General features: G+C 56.3%; 21 protein-coding genes. 17 read left to right on the forward strand and 4 right to left on the reverse strand.

The annotated features are described in order from the left end of the window. The 13 genes from yceG to KGP22_RS08335 all read left to right on the forward strand — a co-directional run bounded on the left by yceG (position 1) and on the right by KGP22_RS08335 (position 11,526). Positions 1–1,023 carry a cell division protein YceG gene (gene yceG / locus KGP22_RS08275; protein WP_111965543.1) on the forward strand — a complete coding sequence of 341 codons (1,023 nt, stop codon included), beginning with the start codon at positions 1–3 and terminating at the stop codon, positions 1,021–1,023. After that, positions 1,013–1,654 carry a dTMP kinase gene (tmk, locus tag KGP22_RS08280; protein WP_111965544.1) on the forward strand — a complete coding sequence of 214 codons (642 nt, stop codon included), beginning with the start codon at positions 1,013–1,015 and terminating at the stop codon, positions 1,652–1,654. The genes yceG and tmk overlap by 11 nt, the downstream gene beginning before the upstream one ends. Next, positions 1,651–2,655: a DNA polymerase III subunit delta' gene (gene holB / locus KGP22_RS08285; RefSeq protein WP_111965545.1), complete on the forward strand. Its 1,005-nt coding sequence runs from the start codon at positions 1,651–1,653 to the stop codon at positions 2,653–2,655. The genes tmk and holB overlap by 4 nt, the downstream gene beginning before the upstream one ends. A 10-nt stretch (positions 2,656–2,665) precedes the next feature. Continuing rightward, on the forward strand, positions 2,666–3,460 hold the full coding sequence (locus tag KGP22_RS08290) for a metal-dependent hydrolase (RefSeq protein WP_111965546.1): 795 nt from the start codon (positions 2,666–2,668) through the stop codon (positions 3,458–3,460). A 297-nt stretch (positions 3,461–3,757) separates the two neighbouring features. Further along, positions 3,758–5,191 carry a PTS glucose transporter subunit IIBC gene (gene ptsG / locus KGP22_RS08295; RefSeq protein WP_023311158.1) on the forward strand — a complete coding sequence of 478 codons (1,434 nt, stop codon included), beginning with the start codon at positions 3,758–3,760 and terminating at the stop codon, positions 5,189–5,191. A gap of 247 nt (positions 5,192–5,438) precedes the next feature. Beyond that, a complete protein-coding gene (gene hinT, locus KGP22_RS08300) occupies positions 5,439–5,798 on the forward strand; it encodes a purine nucleoside phosphoramidase (RefSeq protein WP_014069796.1) in 360 nt (119 codons plus the stop codon). 1 nt (position 5,799) lies between these two features. Beyond that, positions 5,800–6,174 carry a YcfL family protein gene (locus KGP22_RS08305; protein WP_111965547.1) on the forward strand — a complete coding sequence of 125 codons (375 nt, stop codon included), beginning with the start codon at positions 5,800–5,802 and terminating at the stop codon, positions 6,172–6,174. 10 nt (positions 6,175–6,184) lie between these two features. Further along, positions 6,185–6,832 (forward strand): penicillin-binding protein activator LpoB, encoded by a 648-nt coding sequence (gene lpoB / locus KGP22_RS08310; protein WP_047650878.1) that lies wholly within the window; start codon positions 6,185–6,187, stop codon positions 6,830–6,832. Next, positions 6,813–7,637, forward strand: a complete 825-nt coding sequence (gene thiK, locus KGP22_RS08315) for a thiamine kinase (protein ID WP_111965548.1) — start codon at positions 6,813–6,815, stop codon at positions 7,635–7,637. Before lpoB ends, thiK begins: the two co-directional genes overlap by 20 nt. Before the next feature lie 11 nt (positions 7,638–7,648). After that, positions 7,649–8,674 carry a beta-N-acetylhexosaminidase gene (gene nagZ, locus KGP22_RS08320; RefSeq protein WP_111965761.1) on the forward strand — a complete coding sequence of 342 codons (1,026 nt, stop codon included), beginning with the start codon at positions 7,649–7,651 and terminating at the stop codon, positions 8,672–8,674. A 34-nt stretch (positions 8,675–8,708) separates the two neighbouring features. Further along, complete coding sequence (gene ycfP, locus KGP22_RS08325; RefSeq protein ID WP_008500781.1) at positions 8,709–9,251, forward strand: alpha/beta hydrolase YcfP; 543 nt, start codon at positions 8,709–8,711, stop codon at positions 9,249–9,251. A 238-nt stretch (positions 9,252–9,489) separates the two neighbouring features. Beyond that, positions 9,490–10,794 (forward strand): NAD(P)/FAD-dependent oxidoreductase, encoded by a 1,305-nt coding sequence (locus KGP22_RS08330; protein ID WP_008500780.1) that lies wholly within the window; start codon positions 9,490–9,492, stop codon positions 10,792–10,794. Between the two features lie 192 nt (positions 10,795–10,986). Next, the gene (locus KGP22_RS08335; RefSeq protein WP_008500779.1) at positions 10,987–11,526 is read left to right on the forward strand and encodes a glycine zipper 2TM domain-containing protein; all 540 of its coding nucleotides are present in this window, start codon (positions 10,987–10,989) and stop codon (positions 11,524–11,526) included. 58 nt (positions 11,527–11,584) lie between these two features. On the opposite strand, the gene KGP22_RS08340 is transcribed toward KGP22_RS08335, so the two are convergent. After that, on the reverse strand, positions 11,585–12,220 hold the full coding sequence (locus tag KGP22_RS08340) for a TetR/AcrR family transcriptional regulator (protein WP_024909039.1): 636 nt from the start codon (positions 12,218–12,220) through the stop codon (positions 11,585–11,587). 244 nt (positions 12,221–12,464) lie between these two features. Between KGP22_RS08340 and bhsA the strand changes: the two genes are divergently transcribed. After that, positions 12,465–12,722 (forward strand): multiple stress resistance protein BhsA, encoded by a 258-nt coding sequence (gene bhsA, locus KGP22_RS08345; RefSeq protein WP_023616599.1) that lies wholly within the window; start codon positions 12,465–12,467, stop codon positions 12,720–12,722. 74 nt (positions 12,723–12,796) lie between these two features. Here bhsA and KGP22_RS08350 read toward each other — a convergent pair whose 3' ends face one another. The 3 genes from KGP22_RS08350 to KGP22_RS08360 all read right to left on the reverse strand — a co-directional run bounded on the left by KGP22_RS08350 (position 12,797) and on the right by KGP22_RS08360 (position 18,579). Next, on the reverse strand, positions 12,797–13,762 hold the full coding sequence (locus KGP22_RS08350; protein WP_223581876.1) for a L,D-transpeptidase family protein: 966 nt from the start codon (positions 13,760–13,762) through the stop codon (positions 12,797–12,799). 147 nt (positions 13,763–13,909) lie between these two features. Further along, a complete protein-coding gene (gene mfd, locus KGP22_RS08355) occupies positions 13,910–17,356 on the reverse strand; it encodes a transcription-repair coupling factor (protein ID WP_223581877.1) in 3,447 nt (1,148 codons plus the stop codon). A gap of 149 nt (positions 17,357–17,505) precedes the next feature. Then, on the reverse strand, positions 17,506–18,579 hold the full coding sequence (locus tag KGP22_RS08360) for an acyltransferase family protein (protein WP_111965552.1): 1,074 nt from the start codon (positions 18,577–18,579) through the stop codon (positions 17,506–17,508). Positions 18,580–18,835: 256 nt separating this feature from the next. Between KGP22_RS08360 and lolC the strand changes: the two genes are divergently transcribed. Genes lolC through lolE form a run of 3 tightly spaced genes read left to right on the forward strand, consistent with a single transcriptional unit; the run spans position 18,836 to position 21,973 of the window. Continuing rightward, on the forward strand, positions 18,836–20,035 hold the full coding sequence (lolC, locus tag KGP22_RS08365) for a lipoprotein-releasing ABC transporter permease subunit LolC (RefSeq protein ID WP_024908607.1): 1,200 nt from the start codon (positions 18,836–18,838) through the stop codon (positions 20,033–20,035). Next, positions 20,028–20,729 carry a lipoprotein-releasing ABC transporter ATP-binding protein LolD gene (gene lolD / locus KGP22_RS08370; RefSeq protein WP_008500772.1) on the forward strand — a complete coding sequence of 234 codons (702 nt, stop codon included), beginning with the start codon at positions 20,028–20,030 and terminating at the stop codon, positions 20,727–20,729. The genes lolC and lolD overlap by 8 nt, the downstream gene beginning before the upstream one ends. Next, positions 20,729–21,973, forward strand: a complete 1,245-nt coding sequence (lolE, locus tag KGP22_RS08375) for a lipoprotein-releasing ABC transporter permease subunit LolE (RefSeq protein ID WP_111965554.1) — start codon at positions 20,729–20,731, stop codon at positions 21,971–21,973. The genes lolD and lolE overlap by 1 nt, the downstream gene beginning before the upstream one ends. Positions 21,974–21,981 lie beyond the last annotated feature (8 nt).

Consider the following 21,981-nt stretch of genomic DNA (forward strand, 5'->3'; position numbering starts at 1 on the left):
ATGAAAAAAATGTTGCGCTTTGTCCTTATCCTCATCGTCGCGCTGGGCATCGCTGGCGGAGCAGGCGTATGGAAAGTTCGCCAGCTGGCTGATAGTAAGATCCTGGTTAAAGACGAAACGATCTTTACCCTGAAAGCGGGAACCGGCCGTCAGGCGCTTGGGGAACAGCTCTATGGCGACAAGATTATTAATCGTCCACGGGTATTCCAGTGGCTATTGCGCGTGGAGCCTGAGCTGTCACATTTCAAAGCCGGCACCTATCGCTTTACGCCAGGAATGACCGTCAGGGAGATGCTGCAGCTGCTGGAAAGCGGCAAAGAAGCCCAGTTCCCTCTGCGGTTTGTGGAAGGGATGCGCCTGAGTGATTACCTCAAACAGCTGCGTGACGCGCCGTATATCAAACATACGTTAAAAGACGATAGCTATCAGACGGTGGCAGAAGCGCTGAAGCTTGAACATCCGGAATGGGTGGAAGGCTGGTTCTGGCCAGACACCTGGATGTACACGGCAGGCACGACCGATGTGGCCATCCTTAAGCGGGCGCACAAAAAAATGGTCGCCGCAGTGGATGCCGCCTGGCAGGGGCGAATGGAAGGATTGCCTTACAGCGATCAGAACCAGTTCGTAACCATGGCCTCGATCATTGAGAAAGAGACCGCCGTTGCCGCCGAGCGCGATCGGGTGGCGTCGGTGTTTATCAACCGCCTGCGTATCGGCATGCGTCTGCAAACCGATCCTACCGTTATCTACGGCATGGGCGAGAGCTACGCCGGCAAGATCTCACGAAAAGATCTGGAGACGCCAACGGCGTATAATACCTACGTGATTAGCGGTTTACCGCCAGGCCCGATTGCCACGCCGAGCGAGGCGTCGCTAAAAGCAGCCGCGCATCCGGCTAAAACACCGTATCTCTATTTTGTGGCTGATGGAAAAGGGGGGCACACCTTTAACACCAACCTTGCCAGCCACAACCGCTCTGTTCAGGACTATCTGAAGGCACTTAAGGAAAAAAATGCGCAGTAAATACATTGTCATTGAGGGACTTGAAGGGGCGGGTAAAACCACTGCCCGCAACGTGGTAGTGGATACGCTCAAATCACTTGGCGTGGCGGACATGGTGTTTACCCGTGAGCCGGGCGGCACGCAGCTGGCTGAAAAGCTGCGCTGCCTGGTGCTGGATATTAAATCCGTCGGCGACGAAGTTATCACTGACAAAGCCGAAGTGCTGATGTTCTACGCGGCGCGCGTGCAGCTGGTTGAGACGGTGATCAAACCCGCCCTGGCCGAGGGTAAGTGGGTGATCGGTGACCGTCACGATCTGTCGACTCAGGCGTATCAGGGCGGCGGACGCGGCATCGACCAGACCATGCTGGCAACGCTGCGTAATGCCGTACTGGGAGATTTTCGCCCCGACCTGACGCTCTATCTGGATGTAACCCCGGAAGTGGGCCTCAAGCGTGCCCGCGCGCGCGGCGAGCTGGACCGCATAGAACAAGAGTCGTTTGATTTCTTTAACCGCACCCGTGCGCGCTATCTTGAACTGGCCGCACAGGACAGCTCAATTTGTACCATCGATGCGACGCAATCCCTGGACGACGTCACGCGTGACATTCAGCAAACCGTGACGCAGTGGGTGCAGGAGCAGCAGGCATGAAATGGTATCCATGGTTGCGCCCGCACTTTGAACAGCTGATCGGCAGCTATCAGGCGGGGCGGGGGCATCATGCGTTACTGATTCAGGCATTGCCGGGAATGGGCGATGACGCGTTGATTTATGCCATCACCCGTTTTCTGATGTGCCAGCAGCCGGAAGGGCATAAGAGCTGCGGCAAATGCCGCGGCTGCCAGCTGATGCAGGCGGGTACACATCCTGACTACTACACCCTTGAGCCTGAGAAGGGTAAAAGCGCGCTGGGTATCGATGCCGTGCGGGAAGTCAGTGAAAAATTGTATGAACACGCGCGGCTGGGCGGCGCTAAAGTGGTCTGGCTTAAAGACGCCACGCAGCTGACCGAGGCGGCCGCTAATGCCCTGCTGAAAACCCTGGAAGAGCCACCGGTGAAAACGTGGTTTTTCCTCTCGTGCCGCGATCCGGGACGATTACTGGCGACGCTGCGTAGCCGCTGTCGTCTTCATCACCTTGCGGTTCCTCAGGAATCGTGGGCGCTGAGCTGGCTGGAACGAGAGGTGACAACGTCACCTGAGAGCGCGCTGTCCGCCTTGCGCCTGAGCAGCGGCGCGCCTGCGGCGGCGCTGGCATTACTGCAGCCTGACGTCTGGTCAGAGCGAGAAACGCTCTGCCGTGCCATCGAAACGGCACTGAATAACCACGACTGGCTAAGTTTACTGCCTGCGCTTAACAGCGAGCGGGCCGTTGATCGGCTGCACTGGCTGGCCTCCTTGCTGCTGGATGCGCTCAAAATCCAGCAAGGGGCAACGCTTCTAACCAACCCGGATGCGTGGGCGCTGGTGAATACGCTGGCGAACCGCCTCTCAGGGACGGTTCTTCACGCTATGCTTCATGAAATTTGCCAAAGCCGTGAACAGCTTTTAACCGTGACGGGGCTTAATCGCGAGCTTTTACTGACCGACCAGTTACTGCGTATCGAACATTACCTGCAACCAGGCGTCACACCGCCTGTTTCCCATCTCTGAGAGAGACATTATGTTTTTAGTCGACTCACACTGCCATCTTGATGGCCTGGATTATCAATCCCTGCATAAAAACGTGGATGACGTGCTGGCAAAAGCCGCTGCCCGCGATGTGAAATTTTGCCTTGCGGTGGCGACGACGCTGCCGGGCTATCGCTCCATGCGTGAGCTGGTGGGCGTTCGCGATAACGTGGTGTTCTCCTGCGGCGTGCACCCGTTGAATCAGGACGAGGCCTACGACGTTGAGGATCTTCGCCGCCTGGCAGCAGAAGAGGGCGTGGTGGCGATGGGCGAAACCGGGCTGGACTATTTTTACACTCCGGAAACCAAATCTCGCCAGCAGGAGTCCTTCCGCAACCATATTCGCATTGGCCGTGAACTGAATAAGCCGGTTATCGTCCACACTCGCGATGCACGTGCGGATACGCTGGCGATCCTCCGGGAAGAAAACGTGACGGATTGCGGTGGCGTACTACACTGTTTCACAGAAGACAGAGAAACGGCGGGTAAACTGCTTGATTTGGGGTTTTATATCTCGTTTTCGGGGATCGTGACGTTCCGTAACGCTGAGCAGCTGCGTGATGCTGCACGTTATGTTCCGCTCGATCGCATTCTGGTGGAGACAGATTCTCCGTACCTGGCACCGGTACCGCATCGCGGTAAAGAGAACCAGCCCGCAATGACCAGAGATGTGGCTGAGTACATGGCCGTTCTGAAGGGCGTCAGCATCGATGAGCTGGCCCGCGTGACGACGGAAAACTTCTCCGCGCTGTTCCATATTGACCCCGCCCGCCTGCAATCTGTCTGATACACCTGTTTTTTTTAGGCTCGTAATTAATAAGTAAAGCGAGTAAAGTTCACCGCCTCATTTGGGGCGGTGAGGGTGTTTTTAGACACATCCGGACATGCTTTTTGTAAATAACTGAAAGTTTTTCGACCGCCTTAAGCTGAAACGTGATAGCCGTCAAACAAACTCAGAGGGAATTATTTTACTCTGTGTAATAAATAAAGGGCGCTTAGATGTCCTGTCCACGGCACGGTACTCCCCCCGGGCCAATGCGTGAAAGCGTAAAAAAAGCACAAATACTCAGGAGCACTCTCAATTATGTTTAAGAATGCATTTGCTAACCTGCAAAAGGTCGGTAAATCGCTGATGCTGCCAGTATCCGTACTGCCTATCGCAGGTATCCTGCTGGGTGTCGGTTCTGCTAACTTCAGCTGGCTGCCAGCCGTAGTGTCCCACGTGATGGCCGAAGCAGGCGGTTCTGTCTTTGCTAACATGCCACTGATCTTCGCGATCGGTGTGGCTCTGGGCTTCACCAATAACGACGGCGTTTCTGCGCTGGCTGCAGTGGTTGCCTACGGCATCATGGTGAAAACCATGGCTGTTGTTGCGCCGCTGGTTCTGCATTTACCGGCAGAAGAGATCGCCGCGAAACACCTGGCAGACACCGGTGTTCTGGGCGGTATCATCTCCGGTGCGATTGCAGCGTATATGTTTAACCGCTTCTATCGCATCAAGCTGCCTGAGTATCTGGGCTTCTTTGCGGGCAAGCGTTTCGTTCCGATCATTTCTGGTCTGGCAGCGATTTTCACTGGCGTGATCCTGTCCTTCATCTGGCCACCAATTGGCTCTGCTATCCAGACCTTCTCTCAGTGGGCTGCTTACCAGAACCCGGTCGTGGCGTTTGGTATCTACGGCTTCATCGAGCGTTGCCTGGTGCCATTCGGTCTGCACCACATCTGGAACGTTCCTTTCCAGATGCAGATTGGTGAATTCACCAACGCAGCAGGCCAGGTATTCCACGGCGATATCCCACGTTACATGGCGGGCGACCCAACTGCAGGTAAACTGTCTGGTGGCTTCCTGTTCAAAATGTACGGTCTGCCAGCAGCGGCGATTGCTATCTGGCACTCTGCTAAGCCAGAGAACCGTGCAAAAGTGGGCGGTATCATGATCTCCGCAGCGCTGACCTCGTTCCTGACCGGTATCACCGAGCCGATCGAGTTCTCCTTCATGTTCGTTGCGCCGATCTTGTACGTTATCCACGCGATTCTGGCGGGCCTGGCGTTCCCAATCTGTATCCTGCTGGGTATGCGTGACGGTACGTCCTTCTCTCACGGCCTGATCGACTTCATCGTTCTGTCCGGTAACAGCAGCAAACTGTGGCTGTTCCCAATCGTGGGTGCGTGCTATGCCGTTGTTTACTACACCATCTTCCGCGTGCTGATTAAAGCACTGGACCTGAAAACTCCGGGTCGTGAAGATGCGACAGAAGACAGCAAAGCTGGCGCTACCAGCGAAATGGCTCCGGCACTGGTCGCAGCGTTCGGCGGTAAAGAGAACATCACTAACCTGGACGCGTGCATCACTCGTCTGCGTGTGAGCGTTGCCGACGTAGCGAAAGTAGACCAGCCGGGTCTGAAAAAACTGGGCGCAGCGGGCGTAGTTGTTGCAGGTTCTGGTGTTCAGGCAATCTTCGGTACCAAATCCGATAACCTGAAAACCGAAATGGATGAGTACATCCGCAGCAACTAAGTTGTGACCTGGGGAGACTAAGGCAGCCGAATGGCTGCCTTTTTTATTTGTGTCTTAAAAAACGCCACTGAGGCACAAGAGCGGTCACTCTTCAGTCAGCTGATGAACATTCAGGAAAGAAATCGAGGGAGGAGGTTGAAAGGACAAGAGAAACTCGCTCATACTCTTGCATTGTGTCACACACCGATCCCGGGAGTGTGTTTACAGCGGACGCATTGCGCCAGATTAAACAAAAAAGGAAAAGGTCATGGCTGAAGAAACGATTTTCAGTAAAATTATCCGCCGCGAAATTCCGTCGGATATCGTCTATCAGGATGAACTGGTGACGGCTTTCCGGGACATTTCCCCTCAGGCCCCGACGCACATCCTTATTATTCCCAATATTCTGATTCCGACTGTAAACGACGTAAAAACCGAGCATGAAGTGGCGTTAGGTCGTATGCTGACGGTGGCCGCGAAAATCGCTGAACAGGAAGGCATTGCACAAGACGGTTATCGTCTGATCATGAACTGCAACCGTCACGGTGGCCAGGAAGTTTATCATATTCACATGCATCTGCTGGGTGGACGTCCTCTGGGACCGATGCTGGCACATAAAGGTCTTTGACATGCTTAAAGGGCGTATTGCAGCGCTGATAATGACGATGATGATTGTTGGGTGTAGCTCACGCCCGGCGATCCCCGTGAATGATGAACAGACGCTGGTCATGGAATCCTCCGTGCTTGCCGCGGGCATCACTGCGCAACAGCCCGCGTTGACTATCAGTGAAATCAACTCATCTGCCTCCTCTACGCTCTTTAATGAAAGACATGAACCTGTGACGGTCCACTACCGTTTTTTCTGGTATGACGTAAGAGGTCTTGAAATGCATCCGCTGGAGGCGCCTCGCAGCGTCACGATTCCGGCCAGGTCGTCGGTAACGCTCTATGGCAGCGCCAACTATCTGGGTGCACATAAGGTGAGACTTTATCTTTATCTCTGAGGGGTGAACCTTGATTAAAAATTTGAGCCGCTATGCGCTCGTGACAGCTTTCGCTCTGTTCCTGGCAGGGTGTGTGACCCGAACTGAACAGCCAGCGCCTGTGGAAGAGGCGAAACCGGGCACTGAACAGCCGACGCCGCCAACGCAGCAGCAGCCAACCGTGCCGTCTGTGCCGTCTATTCCGTCACAGCCAGGCCCGATTGAACATCCGGACCAGACGTCGCAACCCACGCCGCGCGTGCGTCATTACGACTGGAACGGCGCAATGCAGCCCATGGTCGGCAAAATGCTGCAGGCACAGGGCGTGACGGCAGGTAGCGTGTTGCTGGTCGATAGCGTGAACAACCGTACCAACGGTTCGCTGAATGCGGGTGAAGCGACGGAAACTCTGCGCAATGCCCTGGCAAACAACGGTAAGTTTACGCTGGTCTCAGCTCAACAGCTCGCGGTAGCCAAACAGCAGCTGGGCCTTTCGCCGCAGGATAGCCTCGGTACCCGCAGCAAGGCGATCGGTATTGCCCGTAACGTTGGCGCACAGTATGTGCTTTACTCTAACGCCACCGGTAACGTGAATACTCCGGCCCTGCAGATGCAGCTGATGCTGGTTCAGACAGGCGAAATTATCTGGTCAGGTAAAGGTGCGGTTACGCAACAATGACAGCACGCGTGAAGAGATTCTGACGCGCTATTTTCCTCAGTACCGCCTTATCGCGCCGCAGGCCCATTCCGGGCTTGGCGGCGCGAGTTGCATTATAGCGCAGGGCGAACAACGTCTGGTCTTGCGGCAAAACCATGACCCCGATGCGCCTGCCTCCCATTTCCGTCGTCAGTTTCGCGCCCTGAGGCGTCTACCGTCAGATCTCGTGCCTGCCCCTCGTTTTTTCAGACAGGGCTGGATGGCCGTCGACTATCTGGAAGGTGATGTTAAAAGCGCGCTGCCGGACACGCCTGTGCTCGCGGCGATGCTGTATCATCTGCACCGGCAGCCACATCTGGGATGGCGAATCACGTTATACCCGCTGCTGGAACGCTACTGGCTGCAGGCCGCGCCTGACAGACGCACTCCAGTGTGGCTGGCGCATCTCAAGCGGCTGCATAAAACGGGCGAGCCGCAGCCGATTCGGCTCTCGCCGCTGCACATGGATGTTCATGCCGGAAATATTGTGCATACGTCAGCGGGCATCAGGCTCATCGACTGGGAATATGCCGGAGATGGCGATGTCGCGCTGGAGCTGGCGGCCGTCTGGACGGAGAGTGAAGCCGCGCGGCAGATGCTCATCATGGATTACGCCCAGGTGGCACACATTAACGCCGACGCGCTGAAGCGTCAGGTCAAACGCTGGCGGCCCTGGGTCGTCATGTTAATGGCTGGCTGGTTTGAAATCCGCTATCGGCAGTCCAGAGACAAACAATTTATTGCGCTGGCAGACGATGCCTGGCGTCAGTTACAAACTAAAGGATAAGAGAGGTGGATGTGGGTCCAGTCATGTTGGATGTAGAAGGGTTTGAGCTGGATGCGGAGGAGCGTGAAATTCTGGCGCATCCGCTGGTGGGGGGGCTTATCCTGTTTACCCGCAACTATCACGATCCGGCGCAGCTGCGTGAGCTGGTGCGTCAGATCCGCGCCGCGTCGCGCAACCATCTGGTTGTGGCCGTCGATCAGGAAGGCGGACGCGTGCAGCGTTTTCGCGAAGGGTTTACCCGCCTGCCGGCAGCCCAGTCTTTTGCCGCGTTGCTCGGCACGGAAGAGGGCGGGAAACTGGCGCAGGAGGCCGGCTGGCTGATGGCCAGTGAAATGATTGCCATGGATATCGACATCAGTTTTGCCCCGGTTCTGGACGTGGGGCATATCAGCGCCGCCATTGGCGAGCGCTCGTACCATGACGATCCGCGCATTGCGCTGGCCATGGCGACCCGGTTCATCGACGGCATGCACGATGCCGGGATGAAAACCACCGGGAAGCACTTCCCGGGCCATGGGGCGGTTACGGCGGACTCGCATAAAGAGACCCCGCGCGATCCGCGCCCGGAAGCGGAAATTCGCGCCAAAGATATGTCGGTGTTCAGGTCGCTTATCACCGACAACAAGCTTGATTCCATCATGCCTGCGCACGTGATTTATAGCGACGTTGACCCGCGTCCTGCCAGCGGCTCTCCGCACTGGCTGAAAACCGTTTTGCGTCAGGAGCTGGGCTTCAATGGCGTGATCTTCTCTGATGATTTATCGATGGAAGGGGCGGCGATCATGGGCAGCTACGCTGAGCGCGGTCAGGCGTCGCTGGATGCAGGTTGCGATATGATCCTGGTCTGCAATAATCGTAAAGGTGCCGTTAGCGTGCTGGATAACCTGTCGCCGATCAATGCTGAGCGTGTTACACAATTGTATCATAAAGGTTCATTTAGCCGTCAGGAGCTGATGGACTCGGCGCGCTGGAAGACGGTCAACGCCCGGCTTGAAGACCTGAATGAGCGCTGGCAGGCACATAAAGCCAGCCTGTAAACCCTCCCGGAAGGCGTAGCGTGGTGAGAAGACGATGATCATCTATTTACACGGTTTTGACTCAAACAGCCCTGGTAATCATGAGAAGGTGCTGCAGCTGCAGTTTATCGATCCGGATGTACGGTTGATCAGCTACAGCACGCGCCATCCGAAGCACGATATGCAGCATCTGCTCAAAGAGGTGGACAAGATGTTGCAGCTCAACGTCGACGATCGCCCGTTGATCTGCGGCGTGGGGCTGGGCGGCTACTGGGCGGAGCGCATTGGCTTCCTGTGCGACATCCGTCAGGTGGTATTCAATCCTAACCTGTTCCCGAACGAGAACATGGAAGGCAAAATTGACCGCCCGGAAGAGTATGTCGATATTGCGACCAAGTGCGTGAGCAATTTTCGTGAGAAAAACCGTGACCGCTGTCTGGTGATCCTGTCGCGTAACGATGAGGCGCTCAACAGCCACCGGGCGGCAGAGCTGCTGCATCATTATTACGAAATTGTCTGGGACGAAGAACAGACCCACAAGTTCAAAAACATCTCCCCGCACCTGCAGCGTATCAAAGCATTTAAAACGCTGGGTTAATTTCTTACCTGCAGGCGTCGAAGCCCGGCCGTGAAAGCGTGCCGGGCTTTCTTTTTGACCAGAATTGTCTACTTTTAAGCCATCAAAACTTGATGCATATCAATTTTGGTATGACCAATGCGCCTGACGTGGTATTCTCAATGCACCTGAATGGTTTCAGTGCTGTAACCTGTTGTTAATTAAGGGTTATTTTTATAACGTTTAATTAACAATTGGTTAATAATTTGAGGGGGTCACGTTGACTACGCCATTGAAAAAGATAGTGATTGTAGGCGGTGGTGCTGGCGGGCTGGAGCTGGCGACACAGTTGGGCAAGAAGCTGGGTCGCGGTAAAAAAGCCAAAATTACGCTTGTGGATCGTAACCACAGCCACCTGTGGAAACCGCTGCTGCACGAAGTGGCGACCGGCTCTCTGGATGAGGGCGTGGACGCGCTCAGCTATCTGGCGCACGCGCGCAACCACCATTTCCAGTTCCAGCTGGGCTCGGTGGTTGACATCAACCGTGAAAGCAAAACCATCACTCTGGCAGAACTGCGTGATGAAAAAGGGGAGCTGCTGGTTCCTGAGCGCAAACTGCCGTATGACACGCTGGTCATGGCGCTCGGCAGTACCTCCAACGACTTCAACACGCCGGGTGTGAAAGAGCACTGTATCTTCCTCGATAACCCGCACCAGGCGCGTCGTTTCCATCAGGAAATGCTGAACCTGTTCCTGAAGTACACCAGCAATATGGGTGCGAACGGTAAGGTAAATATCGCCATTGTCGGCGGCGGTGCGACGGGCGTTGAGCTGTCTGCGGAGCTGCACAATGCGGTGAAGCAGCTGCACAGCTACGGTTACAAAGGATTAACGAATGAAGCGCTGAACGTCACGCTGGTCGAAGCCGGTGAACGCATTCTGCCCGCGCTGCCTCCGCGTATTTCCGGTGCGGCGCACAATGAACTCACCAAGCTGGGCGTGCGGGTGCTGACGCAGACCATGGTGACCAGCGCCGACGAAGGCGGCCTGCACACCAAAGACGGCGAGTATATCAAAGCGGATCTAATGGTCTGGGCGGCCGGCATCAAAGCGCCTGACTTTATGAAAGATATCGGCGGCCTGGAAACCAACCGCATTAACCAGCTGGTAACCGAGCCAACGCTGCAAACCACGCGTGACCCTGAAATCTTTGCTATCGGTGACTGTGCCTCCTGCGCGCGTCCTGAAGGTGGATTTGTGCCGCCGCGCGCGCAGGCCGCTCACCAGATGGCAAGCCTGGTCCTGCACAACATTCTGGCGCAGTACAAAGGCAAGCCAATGAAGGCCTATGTCTACAAAGACCATGGTTCTCTGGTATCTCTGTCAAACTTCTCTACCGTCGGCAGCCTGATGGGTAACCTGATGCGCGGCTCGATGATGGTAGAAGGGCGCATTGCCCGCTTCGTGTATATCTCCCTGTATCGTATGCACCAGATTGCGCTGCACGGCTATTTCAAAACCGGGCTGATGATGCTGGTCGGCAGAATCAACCGCGTGATCCGTCCGCGTCTGAAGCTGCACTAATCTTTCACTCCCTCCGGGCTCTCCGGAGGGAGTTTTTAGCATTTCATGCTGTAGATCACAGATCGAGTGCTTAAGAATTCTCCTAAATACAATATATCTCCTCTGAACGTCCTTTTTTGATCCTTTATCTGATTGGCGAAGCCGTGCCTCCATTGCAAAATTGTTACCAATAGCAACAAAGGAGGAAGTCCCGTGAATAAATCAATGTTGGCGGGTATAGGGATTGGCGTCGCGGCTGCGTTAGGTGTGGCTGCCGTTGCCAGTCTCAACGTATTAGATCGCGGCCCGCAGTATGCGCAGGTGGTTTCTGCTACACCGATTAAAGAAACGGTAAAAACGCCTCGTCAGGAGTGCCGTAACGTCTCCGTGACGCATCGTCGTCCGGTGCAGGATGAAAACCGCATTGCCGGTTCTGTTCTGGGCGCGGTAGCGGGTGGCGTGATTGGTCACCAGTTCGGCGGCGGCCGGGGTAAAGATGTGGCGACCGTGGTCGGCGCGCTGGGTGGCGGCTATGCCGGTAACCAGGTGCAGGGTGCGATGCAGGATAACGATACCTACACCACGACTCAGCAGCGCTGCAAAACCGTCTATGACAAGTCGGAAAAAATGCTGGGCTATGACGTGACGTACAAAATTGGCGATCAGCAGGGCAAAATCCGCATGGATAAAGACCCGGGCACGCAAATTCCACTGGATGGAAATGGCCAGCTGGTTCTGAATAACAAAGTGTAAAAAAGATGTTCTCTGAATTTAGCTCCTCATGCGCTCAGGCTGAGGAGCTTTTTTTGCTTCAGATTTTCAGTAGCTCAGGCCACAGCCGCAGCGTGGTTTCGCTTATATTCTGCAGTTTTTCCAGCGTAGCCCCTTCACGGGCGCTGATCGACATCCCCTGCAAAATACAGCTCAGGTATTGCGCCAGCAGCTGTGGGTTGCACTGGGCAGGGATTTCACCGCGCTGCTGGCGCTGAGCCAGAAATGCGCTAAGCGTCTCCTCCTGCATGGCATGCCGCGATTTCACCGTATTGGCAATCTCTTTAGAGGACGCCGCCAGGGTGGCAGAGGTATTAATCATAAAGCAGCCCGCAGGCGTCTCTTTACTGGTGAAGCAGGTCGCGACGGCGGTGAAATAATCCCGAAGCGCCTGTTCGACGCTTTTCTCTTCACAAAACAGCTGGGCTTCGTGTTTCGCCGCAAAGCGCGAAATGTATCTGTCCAGCACCGCCCTGAACAGCCCCTCTTTATTGGTAAATTCGGCATACAGCGTCGGCGCTTTTGCTCCGGTAGCTTCTACCAGATCGGAAAGCGAGGTTGCTTCATACCCATGTTGCCAGAAGAGAGTCATGGCCTTATCAAGCGCTGCATCCCTGTCAAACACTTTTGGTCGGCCACGGCTTTTCTTCGCACAACTCGTGACGTCGGTTGTCATGTGCCGTTGGTCCTCTGTTGGTTTGTTGAATGACCATTATAAAAATAAACGCAAGTCACCACCAGCGCTGAATGCTTAAAAATAAATTAATCATATAAGTATGAAAAATAACGACTTTAAAATTAAGTTAATGGTCATTATAAAATTATGTTGACGCGTGACCTGGATCACATTTATTATTTACCTATCGATCGTTAACTAAATGATTAACGACCTCCAAATTCATCTGCTAAAGGTAAACATCATGAAAAACGTAAAAACCCTCATCGCTGCCGCTGTCCTGAGTTCACTCTCTTTCGCAAGCTTTGCTGCTGTACAGGTGCAATCCACCCCTGCTGACCAGCATAAAGTCGGGACCATTTCTGCGTCTGCCGGTACTAACCTGGGTTCCCTGGAAGATCAGCTGGCACAAAAAGCGCAAGAGATGGGTGCAAAATCTTACCGCATCACCTCTGTGACCGGTCCTAACACCCTGCACGGCACCGCCGTCATCTACAAATAAGCCGGGCATAAACCCTCATTTATGCCACTGCAATAAAAAACGCCCTGCTGAGCAGGGCGTTTTTTATTTCTGATTTACATCGACTGCTGGGCAACATTGTGATGCCGGGTGACATCGGTCGGCATGCCTGACCGCGCTTCCATCGCACGCTCCATCACCACGCTGTTGGTATTCGCATTCGTTTTGAAGCTTACCATCGCGGCATTCAGGTTAATGGGCAGCGTCTGCGGATCGTCGCCAATGTTTTTCGATAGCGGCTGATGAATTTCAACCAGCCGCACGCCGCCCGGCTCCTCAGAAACCTTAATCGGCGTATTGATAATATTCACTTTGGTACCCGGCTTAACGACGTTAAACAGCGTTTTGATATCGTCATCGCGCAGACGAATGCAGCCGGAGCTGACGCGCATGCCGATGCCAAAGTCCGCGTTCGTTCCGTGCAGCAGGTAAACGCCGCCGTAGGCCGCCAGACGGATTGCGTGGTGACCCATCGGGTTATCCGGTCCTGCTGGCACCACGGCTGGAAGATCGATGCCCTGAGCTTTATAACGGGCACGAATATTGGCCGTCGGGGTCCAGGTTGGATTCGCGCGTTTATCCGAGACGGTTGTGACCATCGTCGGCGTCAGGGTGTCGCCGCCCAGCTGACCAATACCAATCGGGTAAACGGTCACCTCATTTTTACCCGGCGGATAATAGTACAGACGCAGCTCCGCCAGATTTATGACGATCCCCTCGCGCGGAGCGTCCGGAAGGATAGTCTGTAACGGGATTGTCAATACGCTGCCCGCGCGCGGGACGTACGGGTCGACGCCGGGGTTCGCCTGCAGCAGAGCCAGAAAACCGACGTTATATTTTTTGGCAATGGCTTCCAGCGAACCGCCATTATTTTCAACCACATGAAAGCGGTTTTCACCCACCACCTTGCTGCCGGGCGGAGGAAGGGGCCAGGTATTTGCGCGAGCGGGAAGCGCCACCGCGACTGTGGCTGCCAGCGCAATCAGGGTTAACCAGCGAGTAAAACGCGAAGAGGTCATCATCACCATAATCCATGTAAATAATAAGGTTATTGTTTTATAAGGCGTTAACGATAATTATGGCGAATGGGTGTGTCGGGAAGATCGGGTGAAGTGCAAAGAGTTTGTAAATTGTCCCCCGTTAGCGCTGGGCTAACGGGGGAAGGGAGGTCAGGCGATCGCGTTCTCTTCCAGCTGGCGCATAAAGTTACGCACCCAGTCCATGCGGGTTTTGCGCTCCGTCAGCTCCTGGGTAAATTTCAGACGCGTTGGGCCATCCAGACGGAAATGCTGCGGCTGTTTTTGCAGCAGGCCGATCAGCCACATCGGGTTGACGTGGTTCTTCTCCGCGAACTCAATCACGCCGCCTTTTTCGTTGCCTTCGAGCTTACGAATGCCCAGCGCCTGCGCCTGCTGGCGCAGGCGCGCGATATCCAGCAGATTTCGCGCCGCATCGGGCAGCAGACCAAAGCGGTCGATCAGCTCAACCTTAATCTCTTCCAGCTCGTTTTCCGTCTTCGCACTGGCGATGCGCTTGTAGAACGACAGTCGGGTATTCACGTCCGGAATGAAATCGTCCGGCAGCAGGGAAGGCATACGCAACTCGACCTCGGTCTGCTGGCTGGTGAGATCTTCCAGCGACGGCTCGCGACCGGCCTTCAGGGCATCAACCGCGTTCTCAAGCAGCTCCATATAGAGCGAGAAGCCGATGGTCTCCATGGAGCCGCTCTGGTCCTCACCCAGCAGCTCGCCGGCGCCGCGGATCTCGAGATCGTGCGTGGCCAGCGCGAAGCCTGCGCCGAGGTCTTCCAGCGAGGCGATGGCTTCCAGACGCTTCTGCGCGTCGGTGGTCATCGCTTTCGGGTGCGGCGTCAGCAGCCAGGCGTAGGCCTGATGGTGCGAACGCCCGACGCGGCCGCGCAGCTGGTGAAGCTGCGCCAGGCCAAAGTGATCCGCACGTTCAATGATGATGGTGTTCGCCGTCGGAATGTCGATCCCCGTTTCGATGATGGTAGTGCACACCAGCACGTTAAAGCGCTGGTGGTGGAAGTCGTTCATCACCCGTTCCAGCTCGCGCTCGCGCATCTGCCCGTGACCGATAGCAATGCGCGCTTCCGGCACCAGCTCCGCCAGCCTGTCCGCCGCTTTCTGGATGTTTTCCACGTCGTTGTACAGGTAATAGACCTGACCCCCGCGCAGCACTTCACGCAGTATTGCCTCACGCACAACCAGATTATCGTACTCACGGACGAAGGTTTTCACCGCCAGACGGCGCGCCGGCGGCGTGGCAATAATTGACAGATCGCGCATGCCGCTCATCGCCATGTTCAGGGTTCGCGGGATCGGCGTTGCGGTCAGGGTCAGTATGTCGACGTCGGCGCGCATCGCTTTGATGCGCTCTTTATGGCGCACCCCGAAGCGATGCTCTTCGTCGACGATCAGCAGCCCCAAATCTTTCCACTTCACGTCGCTTTGCAGCAGCTTATGGGTGCCGATCAGAATATCGATTTTGCCTTCGCTTGCCTGTTCGAGGATCTGCGTCTGTTCTTTGGTGCTGCGAAAACGCGACAGCATCTCGATTCGTACCGGCCAGTTGGCGAAGCGGTCGCGGAAGTTGTCGAAGTGCTGCTGAGCGAGCAGGGTGGTCGGCACCAGCACCGCCACCTGCTTGTTGTTTTCCACCGCAAGGAAGGCGGCGCGCATCGCCACTTCGGTTTTGCCGAAGCCGACGTCGCCGCAAACTAAGCGGTCCATCGCCAGCGGCTGGCACATGTCGCTCAGCACGGCGTTGATAGCCTGAGCCTGATCCGGCGTGGTTTCAAACGGGAAGCTGTCGCAGAACAGTTGATACTGTTCCTTATCATGCTTAAAGGCGAAGCCCTCTTTGGCCGCGCGCTGGGCGTAGATATCCAGCAGCTCGGCGGCCACGTCGCGCACTTTTTCCGCGGCCTTCTGGCGCGCGCGCGCCCAGGCATCGCCGCCCAGCTTGTGCAGCGGCGCGTTCTCTTCGGCACCGCCCGCGTAGCGGCTGATCAGATGCAGGGACGACACCGGGACATACAGTTTTGCGTCGTTCGCGTAGGTCAGCATCAGGTATTCACCTTTAATGCCGCCCGCTTCCAGCGTGGTCATCCCCTGATAGCGCCCAACACCATGCTCCAGGTGCACAATCGGCTGGCCCGGATGCAGCTCGGCCAGGTTGCGGATCAGCGTGTCCGGGTTGATGGTTCGACGGCTGTCCTGACGGCGGCGCGCGACGCGCTCGCCCAGCAGGTCGCTTTCGCAAATCAGCGCCAGGTTGTTGAGCGTGTCGATGAACCCGTGCTCGGCGGCGCCAATCATCAGGTAACGACCGTTTCCGGTTGCTTCGCTCAGGCGCAGGATGCGCTTCGGCGCCACCTTAATGCGTCCCAGCAGCTCACCCAAAGCTTCGCGGCGGCCTTCACTCTCAACGGAGAACACCACCGGGCCGGTAAACGACTCCAGGAACTTGCGCAGATTATCCAGCGGGGATTTCTGCTGCGCCTGGACGGCCAGGTCCGGCAGCGTCCGGAAGGCGAGGTTGGTGTTGGCGGCCTTGTCGGCAAGCGAATCGGTTTTCAGCTGCATGCGCGGCCAGCGCTTCAGCTCGGCGTTGAGCTCGTCGGTACGCAGCCACAGCGCTTCCGGCGGCAGCAGCGGACGCATCGGGTCAACGCCCCGGTTTTCAAAGCGGGCGCGGGTTTCGCTTTCAAAGCGGCTGGCGCTGGCGTCGATATCGCCGGTGTTAACAATCAGCGTATTCGCCGGGAAGTAGCTGAACAGGGCAGGCAGCGGCTCGTTAAAGAATAGCGGCTGCCAGTATTCGATCCCGGCAGGCAGCGTGCCTTTGCTGACCTGCTGATAAATATGTTCCGCGTCGCGCTTCACCTCGAACCTATCGCGCCACTGGCTGCGGAACAGTTCGATAGCGGTTTTGTCCGTGGGGAACTCATGCGCGGGCAGTAAATTGATGGACTCCACTTCCTCCAGCGTGCGCTGCGTGTCGGCGTCAAAGACGCGCAGGCTGTCGATTTCATCATCAAAGAAGTCCAGACGATACGGCTGGTCGCTGCCCATCGGGTAAAGGTCGAGCAGCGCGCCGCGGGTCGCGTATTCCCCATGTTCCATGACCTGATCGACGTGGCGATAGCCGGCCCCGTCAAGCTGCGCCCGCAGGGCATCACGGGACAGGCGCTGGCCTTTTTTCATCACCAGCGCGTGGCCGTGCAGGTAGCTGTGCGGACAGACGCGCTGCATCAGGGTGTTCACCGGTACAATCAGCACGCCGCGCTGCATGGTCGGAAGCTGGTAGAGCGTCGACAGGCGCGAGGAGATGATCTCCTGGTGCGGAGAGAAGCTGTCATAGGGCAGCGTTTCCCAGTCGGCCAGGCTGAACACCAGATTATCGGTGAACTGGCGAATTTCATCGTGCAGGCGAAGGGCGTTTTGCATATCCGGGGCAACCAGGATCACCGGCCCTTGATGACGCTCGGCGATTTCCGCCACCAGCGTGGCGCACGCCGCGCCCGTGAGTTCACCCAGCTGGCGCTGGTCGCCCGCTTTGACAGGCAAGGAATAACGATAGTGTTCAGGCATGGCTATGTCAGAGTCTCTTATGGATATACCAACAGTATTGGGGCATATCACTGATACGCAATGTCTTTATTATCCTCGATCGTTTTGCATAAGCAAATCGTAACCGCACGGCAGGGCTAAACGCCCCCGTAGCGGGGGCGGAGAGGGAATTAACGCGTTGAGGGGGACAGGGTCAGCGTAGACGGAGGAGAGAAGAAAACGTCGCCAAACAGCGCGGTGGAGATCTTACGGACCCCGAGTCCGGCCAGGGTACAGATCAGCAGGCTGGCAAACGGGTAGACCAGAATTAAGGTGAGTTCAGCCCAGACCGGCCAGTAAGCGGCATTCATCTCGCCAATCAGGAACAGGCTGAAGGCCTCAATTAAGATGCGGTGGGTGGTATAAATCGCAATGGTATTGGAGCCAATCACGTTCAACAGGTTGTCAGGGTGAACGGCATAGCGCTGCTCAAAGCTGTAGAATAGCTTCATAATCAGCACAATCGACAGCAATGAGAGCAGCAGCGGAACGTTAGCAAACCACAGCACCACGGAGACGGCGGCGAAAGCGACGGTTGCCAGCCAGAGGCGGCGCAGGCTGACGCTTTTCATCCACGCCATCAGCGTCGCGCCATACCACGCCCCGAGGCTGTAGTAGATCATGTTGCGGACCACGCTGTTCATTCCCCACCACGGTAGCGGCAGGAAGTTGATCGCGATGCTTGCCAGCGCCAGCAGTCCCAGCATCGGCAGCTTCCAGCGGCTCAGCAGTTTACACAGCGTGAAGTACACGACCAGGGCATACAGATACCACAGGCTGGTACTGGCAGTGAGCATGCCTTGCACAAATCCCGAGAGCGAGTCGGCGTAGGCCGCGTTCGACGAGGTGGCAAGCTCGCGATCGGGCGCCAGCCAGGCATTCAGGTGGGTCAGCGCCTGCCATTGCAGAATCCCCCACAGCGCCAGCACCCAGACAATGCTCCAGATTCGCTTGTCGAGACTGGTTCGCCAGTCCACTTCGTCAATATAACGACGGATCAGATAGCCGGAGATAAAGAAAAAGACCGGCATACGGAAGGGGGCAAGATAGAGATTAAAATAGACCCAGCATTTGGCGAGAAGGCCGGAGAGCGGGTGTTGCAGCCCGATCAGGTGCGGATAAAACGTGATAACCGAATGATAGATAACCACCAGGCAGATACACAGCCCTTTTATCTGGTTAATCCATAATGCTTTTTGCTTCATTGTTCGCAACTACCTTATTGCCATAGACGAACGAGCAATTGTTGTTAAACGAAACCGTGCTGTAATGGGTAACAGTCTGTATCAGGAGGTTTTTCGGAAAAGGTGGAGGTTGCGAGGTGCGGTTTCAGATATTAGTATCCTGATTTATCTGAATTTTTTGGAAAAATGATTACCAAAGCTTACGGTTTCAGTCATTTACGCTTAACGGATTCGCTTATATACTCGTGGGTCTGCTATCAGCAAACAGACGGACTTCATGTATCAACCTGTCGCACTCTTCATAGGCTTACGCTACATGCGTGGGCGCGCCGCGGACCGCTTCGGTCGCTTTGTCTCCTGGCTATCGACTATTGGCATTACGCTTGGCGTGATGGCACTGGTGACGGTACTTTCCGTCATGAATGGCTTTGAGCGCGAGCTGCAAAACAACATCCTGGGGCTGATGCCGCAGGCCGTTCTCTCATCGACTAACGGCTCGGTTAACCCGCAGCAGCTGCCGGAAAGCGCGGCGAAGTTACAGGGCGTCACGCGCGTAGCGCCGTTGACCACCGGCGACGTGGTGCTGCAAAGCGCCCGCAGCGTGGCGGTCGGCGTGATGCTGGGTATCGACCCGGCGCAAAACGATCCGCTGACGCCGTATCTCGTTAACGTAAAGCAGACCGACCTGGAAGCCGGGAAATACAACGTGATTCTGGGCGAGCAGCTTGCCGGACAGCTTGGCGTCAACCGTGGCGATCAGCTGCGCGTAATGGTCCCTTCTGCCAGCCAGTTTACGCCGATGGGGCGCCTGCCAAGCCAGCGTCTGTTTAACGTGATTGGTACTTTTGCTGCCAACAGCGAAGTCGATGGCTACCAGATGCTGGTTAACATTCAGGACGCGTCACGCCTGATGCGCTACCCGGCAGGAAATATCACCGGCTGGCGACTGTGGCTCGACGCGCCGCTGAAGGTCGATACTCTCAGCCAGCAAAAACTGCCGGACGGCACCAAATGGCAGGACTGGCGCGAGCGTAAAGGCGAGCTGTTCCAGGCCGTGCGGATGGAGAAAAACATGATGGGGCTGCTGCTGAGCCTGATCGTCGCCGTGGCGGCATTTAACATCATCACCTCGCTGGGCCTGATGGTGATGGAGAAGCAGGGCGAGGTTGCTATCCTGCAAACCCAGGGGCTGACGCCGCGCCAGATCATGGCCGTGTTTATGGTGCAGGGCGCCAGCGCCGGTATCATCGGCGCGCTGCTCGGGGCGGTGCTGGGGGCGCTGCTTGCCAGCCAGCTTAACAATTTAATGCCGATCATCGGCGCGCTGCTCGACGGCGCGGCGCTGCCGGTGGCTATCGAGCCGCTGCAGGTGGTCGGTATTGCGCTGGCCGCGATGGCCATTGCGCTGCTTTCTACGCTTTATCCTTCCTGGCGCGCCGCCGCCACTCAACCCGCTGAGGCTTTACGTTATGAATAAGATCCTGTTGCAATGCGACAACCTGTCCAAACGCTATCAGGAAGGCACTGTGCAAACCGACGTGCTGCACAATGTGAGCTTCAGCGTGGGCGAAGGCGAGATGATGGCGATTGTCGGCAGCTCCGGCTCGGGCAAAAGTACGCTGCTGCATCTGCTGGGCGGGCTGGATACGCCAACCAACGGCGACGTGATTTTCTCCGGCCAGCCGATGAGCAAAATGTCCTCGGCGGCGAAGGCCGAGCTGCGCAACCGCGAGCTGGGCTTTATCTACCAGTTCCACCATCTGCTGCCGGACTTCACGGCGCTGGAAAACGTCGCGATGCCGCTGCTGATTGGCAAAAAGAAACCGGCAGAGATTAACGCTCGCGCCAGCGACATGCTGAAGGCGGTAGGGCTGGGTCATCGCGGTAACCACCGTCCGTCGGAGCTCTCCGGCGGCGAGCGCCAGCGCGTGGCGATTGCCCGTGCGCTGGTCAACAACCCGCGTCTGGTGCTGGCGGATGAGCCCACCGGGAACCTGGACGCGCGCAATGCGGACAGTATTTTCCAGCTTCTGGGCGAGCTGAACGCCTCGCAGGGCACCGCGTTTCTGGTCGTAACCCACGATCTGCAGCTGGCAAAACGTATGGGGCGTCAGCTTGAAATGCGCGACGGCCATCTGAACGCGGAACTGACCCTGATGGGAGCAGAGTAATGGCGTCACCGTTATCGTTACTCATCGGTTTACGTTTTAGCCGCGGCCGCCGTCGCGGCGGCATGGTGTCGCTGATCTCTGTTATCTCGACCATCGGTATTGCGCTGGGTGTGGCGGTGCTGATTGTGGGCTTAAGCGCCATGAACGGCTTCGAGCGTGAGCTGAATAACCGCATTCTGGCGGTGGTGCCGCACGGGGAGATCGAGCCGGTTAACCAGCCGTGGACGAACTGGAGCGATGCGCTCGCCAAAGTTGAAAAAGTGCCGGGCATCGCCGCGGCCGCGCCCTACATTAACTTTACCGGGCTGGTGGAAAGCGGGGTAAACCTGCGCGCCATTCAGGTGAAAGGGGTCAACCCGGCACAGGAAGCGCGTCTCAGCGCGCTGCCGAACTATGTGCAGAACGGCGCTTGGGCCAACTTTAAAGCTGGCGAGCAGCAGATCATCATGGGTAAAGGCGTTGCCGATGCTCTGAAGGTGAAGCAGGGCGACTGGGTGTCAATCATGATCCCGAACGCCAGCACCGACCACAAACTGCAGCAGCCAAAACGCGTGCGCCTGCACGTTACCGGTATTCTTCAGCTGAGCGGTCAGCTTGACCACAGCTTTGCGATGGTGCCGATGGAGGATGCGCGGCAGTATCTCGACATGGGCGACAGCGTGACGGGCATTGCCATTAAGGTGAACGACGTCTTTAACGCCAACAAACTGGTACGCGACGCGGGCAGCGTGACCAATAACTATGTCTACATCAAAAGCTGGATCGGTACTTACGGGTATATGTACCGTGATATCCAGATGATCCGCGCCATCATGTATCTGGCGATGGTGCTGGTGATTGGCGTGGCGTGCTTTAATATCGTTTCGACGCTGGTGATGGCGGTCAAGGACAAGAGCGGCGACATCGCCGTGCTGCGTACGCTGGGGGCGAAAGACGGTCTTATTCGCGCCATTTTCGTCTGGTACGGTTTGCTGGCAGGGCTGTTTGGCAGCCTGTGCGGCGTAGTGATTGGCGTGGTGGTTTCCCTGCAGCTGACGCCGATTATCAACGGGATTGAAAAGCTTATTGGCCACCAGTTCCTGTCGGGTGACATCTATTTTATTGACTTCCTGCCGTCTGAACTGCACTGGCTGGATGTTTTTTATGTGCTGCTTACAGCACTTTTACTGAGTCTGCTGGCAAGCTGGTATCCGGCGCGTCGCGCAAGCCGAATTGATCCGGCGAGGGTATTAAGTGGCCAGTAATTACGTCA

Origin of the sequence: Enterobacter sp. JBIWA005 (assembly GCF_019968805.1) — a bacterium.
Lineage (GTDB): Bacteria > Pseudomonadota > Gammaproteobacteria > Enterobacterales > Enterobacteriaceae > Enterobacter > Enterobacter vonholyi.

Bases quoted from the DNA above. Each gene is read 5' to 3' on its own strand.
- lolD (WP_008500772.1), top strand. From the start codon at position 20,028: ATGAATAAGATCCTGTTGCAATGCGACAACCTGTCCAAACGCTATCAG.
- mfd (WP_223581877.1), bottom strand. From the start codon at position 17,356: ATGCCTGAACACTATCGTTATTCCTTGCCTGTCAAAGCGGGCGACCAG.
- lolC (WP_024908607.1), top strand. From the start codon at position 18,836: ATGTATCAACCTGTCGCACTCTTCATAGGCTTACGCTACATGCGTGGG.
- yceG (WP_111965543.1), top strand. From the start codon at position 1: ATGAAAAAAATGTTGCGCTTTGTCCTTATCCTCATCGTCGCGCTGGGC.
- KGP22_RS08350 (WP_223581876.1), bottom strand. From the start codon at position 13,762: ATGATGACCTCTTCGCGTTTTACTCGCTGGTTAACCCTGATTGCGCTG.
- KGP22_RS08340 (WP_024909039.1), bottom strand. From the start codon at position 12,220: ATGACAACCGACGTCACGAGTTGTGCGAAGAAAAGCCGTGGCCGACCA.
- KGP22_RS08360 (WP_111965552.1), bottom strand. From the start codon at position 18,579: ATGAAGCAAAAAGCATTATGGATTAACCAGATAAAAGGGCTGTGTATC.
- lolE (WP_111965554.1), top strand. From the start codon at position 20,729: ATGGCGTCACCGTTATCGTTACTCATCGGTTTACGTTTTAGCCGCGGC.
- KGP22_RS08290 (WP_111965546.1), top strand. From the start codon at position 2,666: ATGTTTTTAGTCGACTCACACTGCCATCTTGATGGCCTGGATTATCAA.
- holB (WP_111965545.1), top strand. From the start codon at position 1,651: ATGAAATGGTATCCATGGTTGCGCCCGCACTTTGAACAGCTGATCGGC.
- ptsG (WP_023311158.1), top strand. From the start codon at position 3,758: ATGTTTAAGAATGCATTTGCTAACCTGCAAAAGGTCGGTAAATCGCTG.
- hinT (WP_014069796.1), top strand. From the start codon at position 5,439: ATGGCTGAAGAAACGATTTTCAGTAAAATTATCCGCCGCGAAATTCCG.
- bhsA (WP_023616599.1), top strand. From the start codon at position 12,465: ATGAAAAACGTAAAAACCCTCATCGCTGCCGCTGTCCTGAGTTCACTC.
- ycfP (WP_008500781.1), top strand. From the start codon at position 8,709: ATGATCATCTATTTACACGGTTTTGACTCAAACAGCCCTGGTAATCAT.
- tmk (WP_111965544.1), top strand. From the start codon at position 1,013: ATGCGCAGTAAATACATTGTCATTGAGGGACTTGAAGGGGCGGGTAAA.
- KGP22_RS08305 (WP_111965547.1), top strand. From the start codon at position 5,800: ATGCTTAAAGGGCGTATTGCAGCGCTGATAATGACGATGATGATTGTT.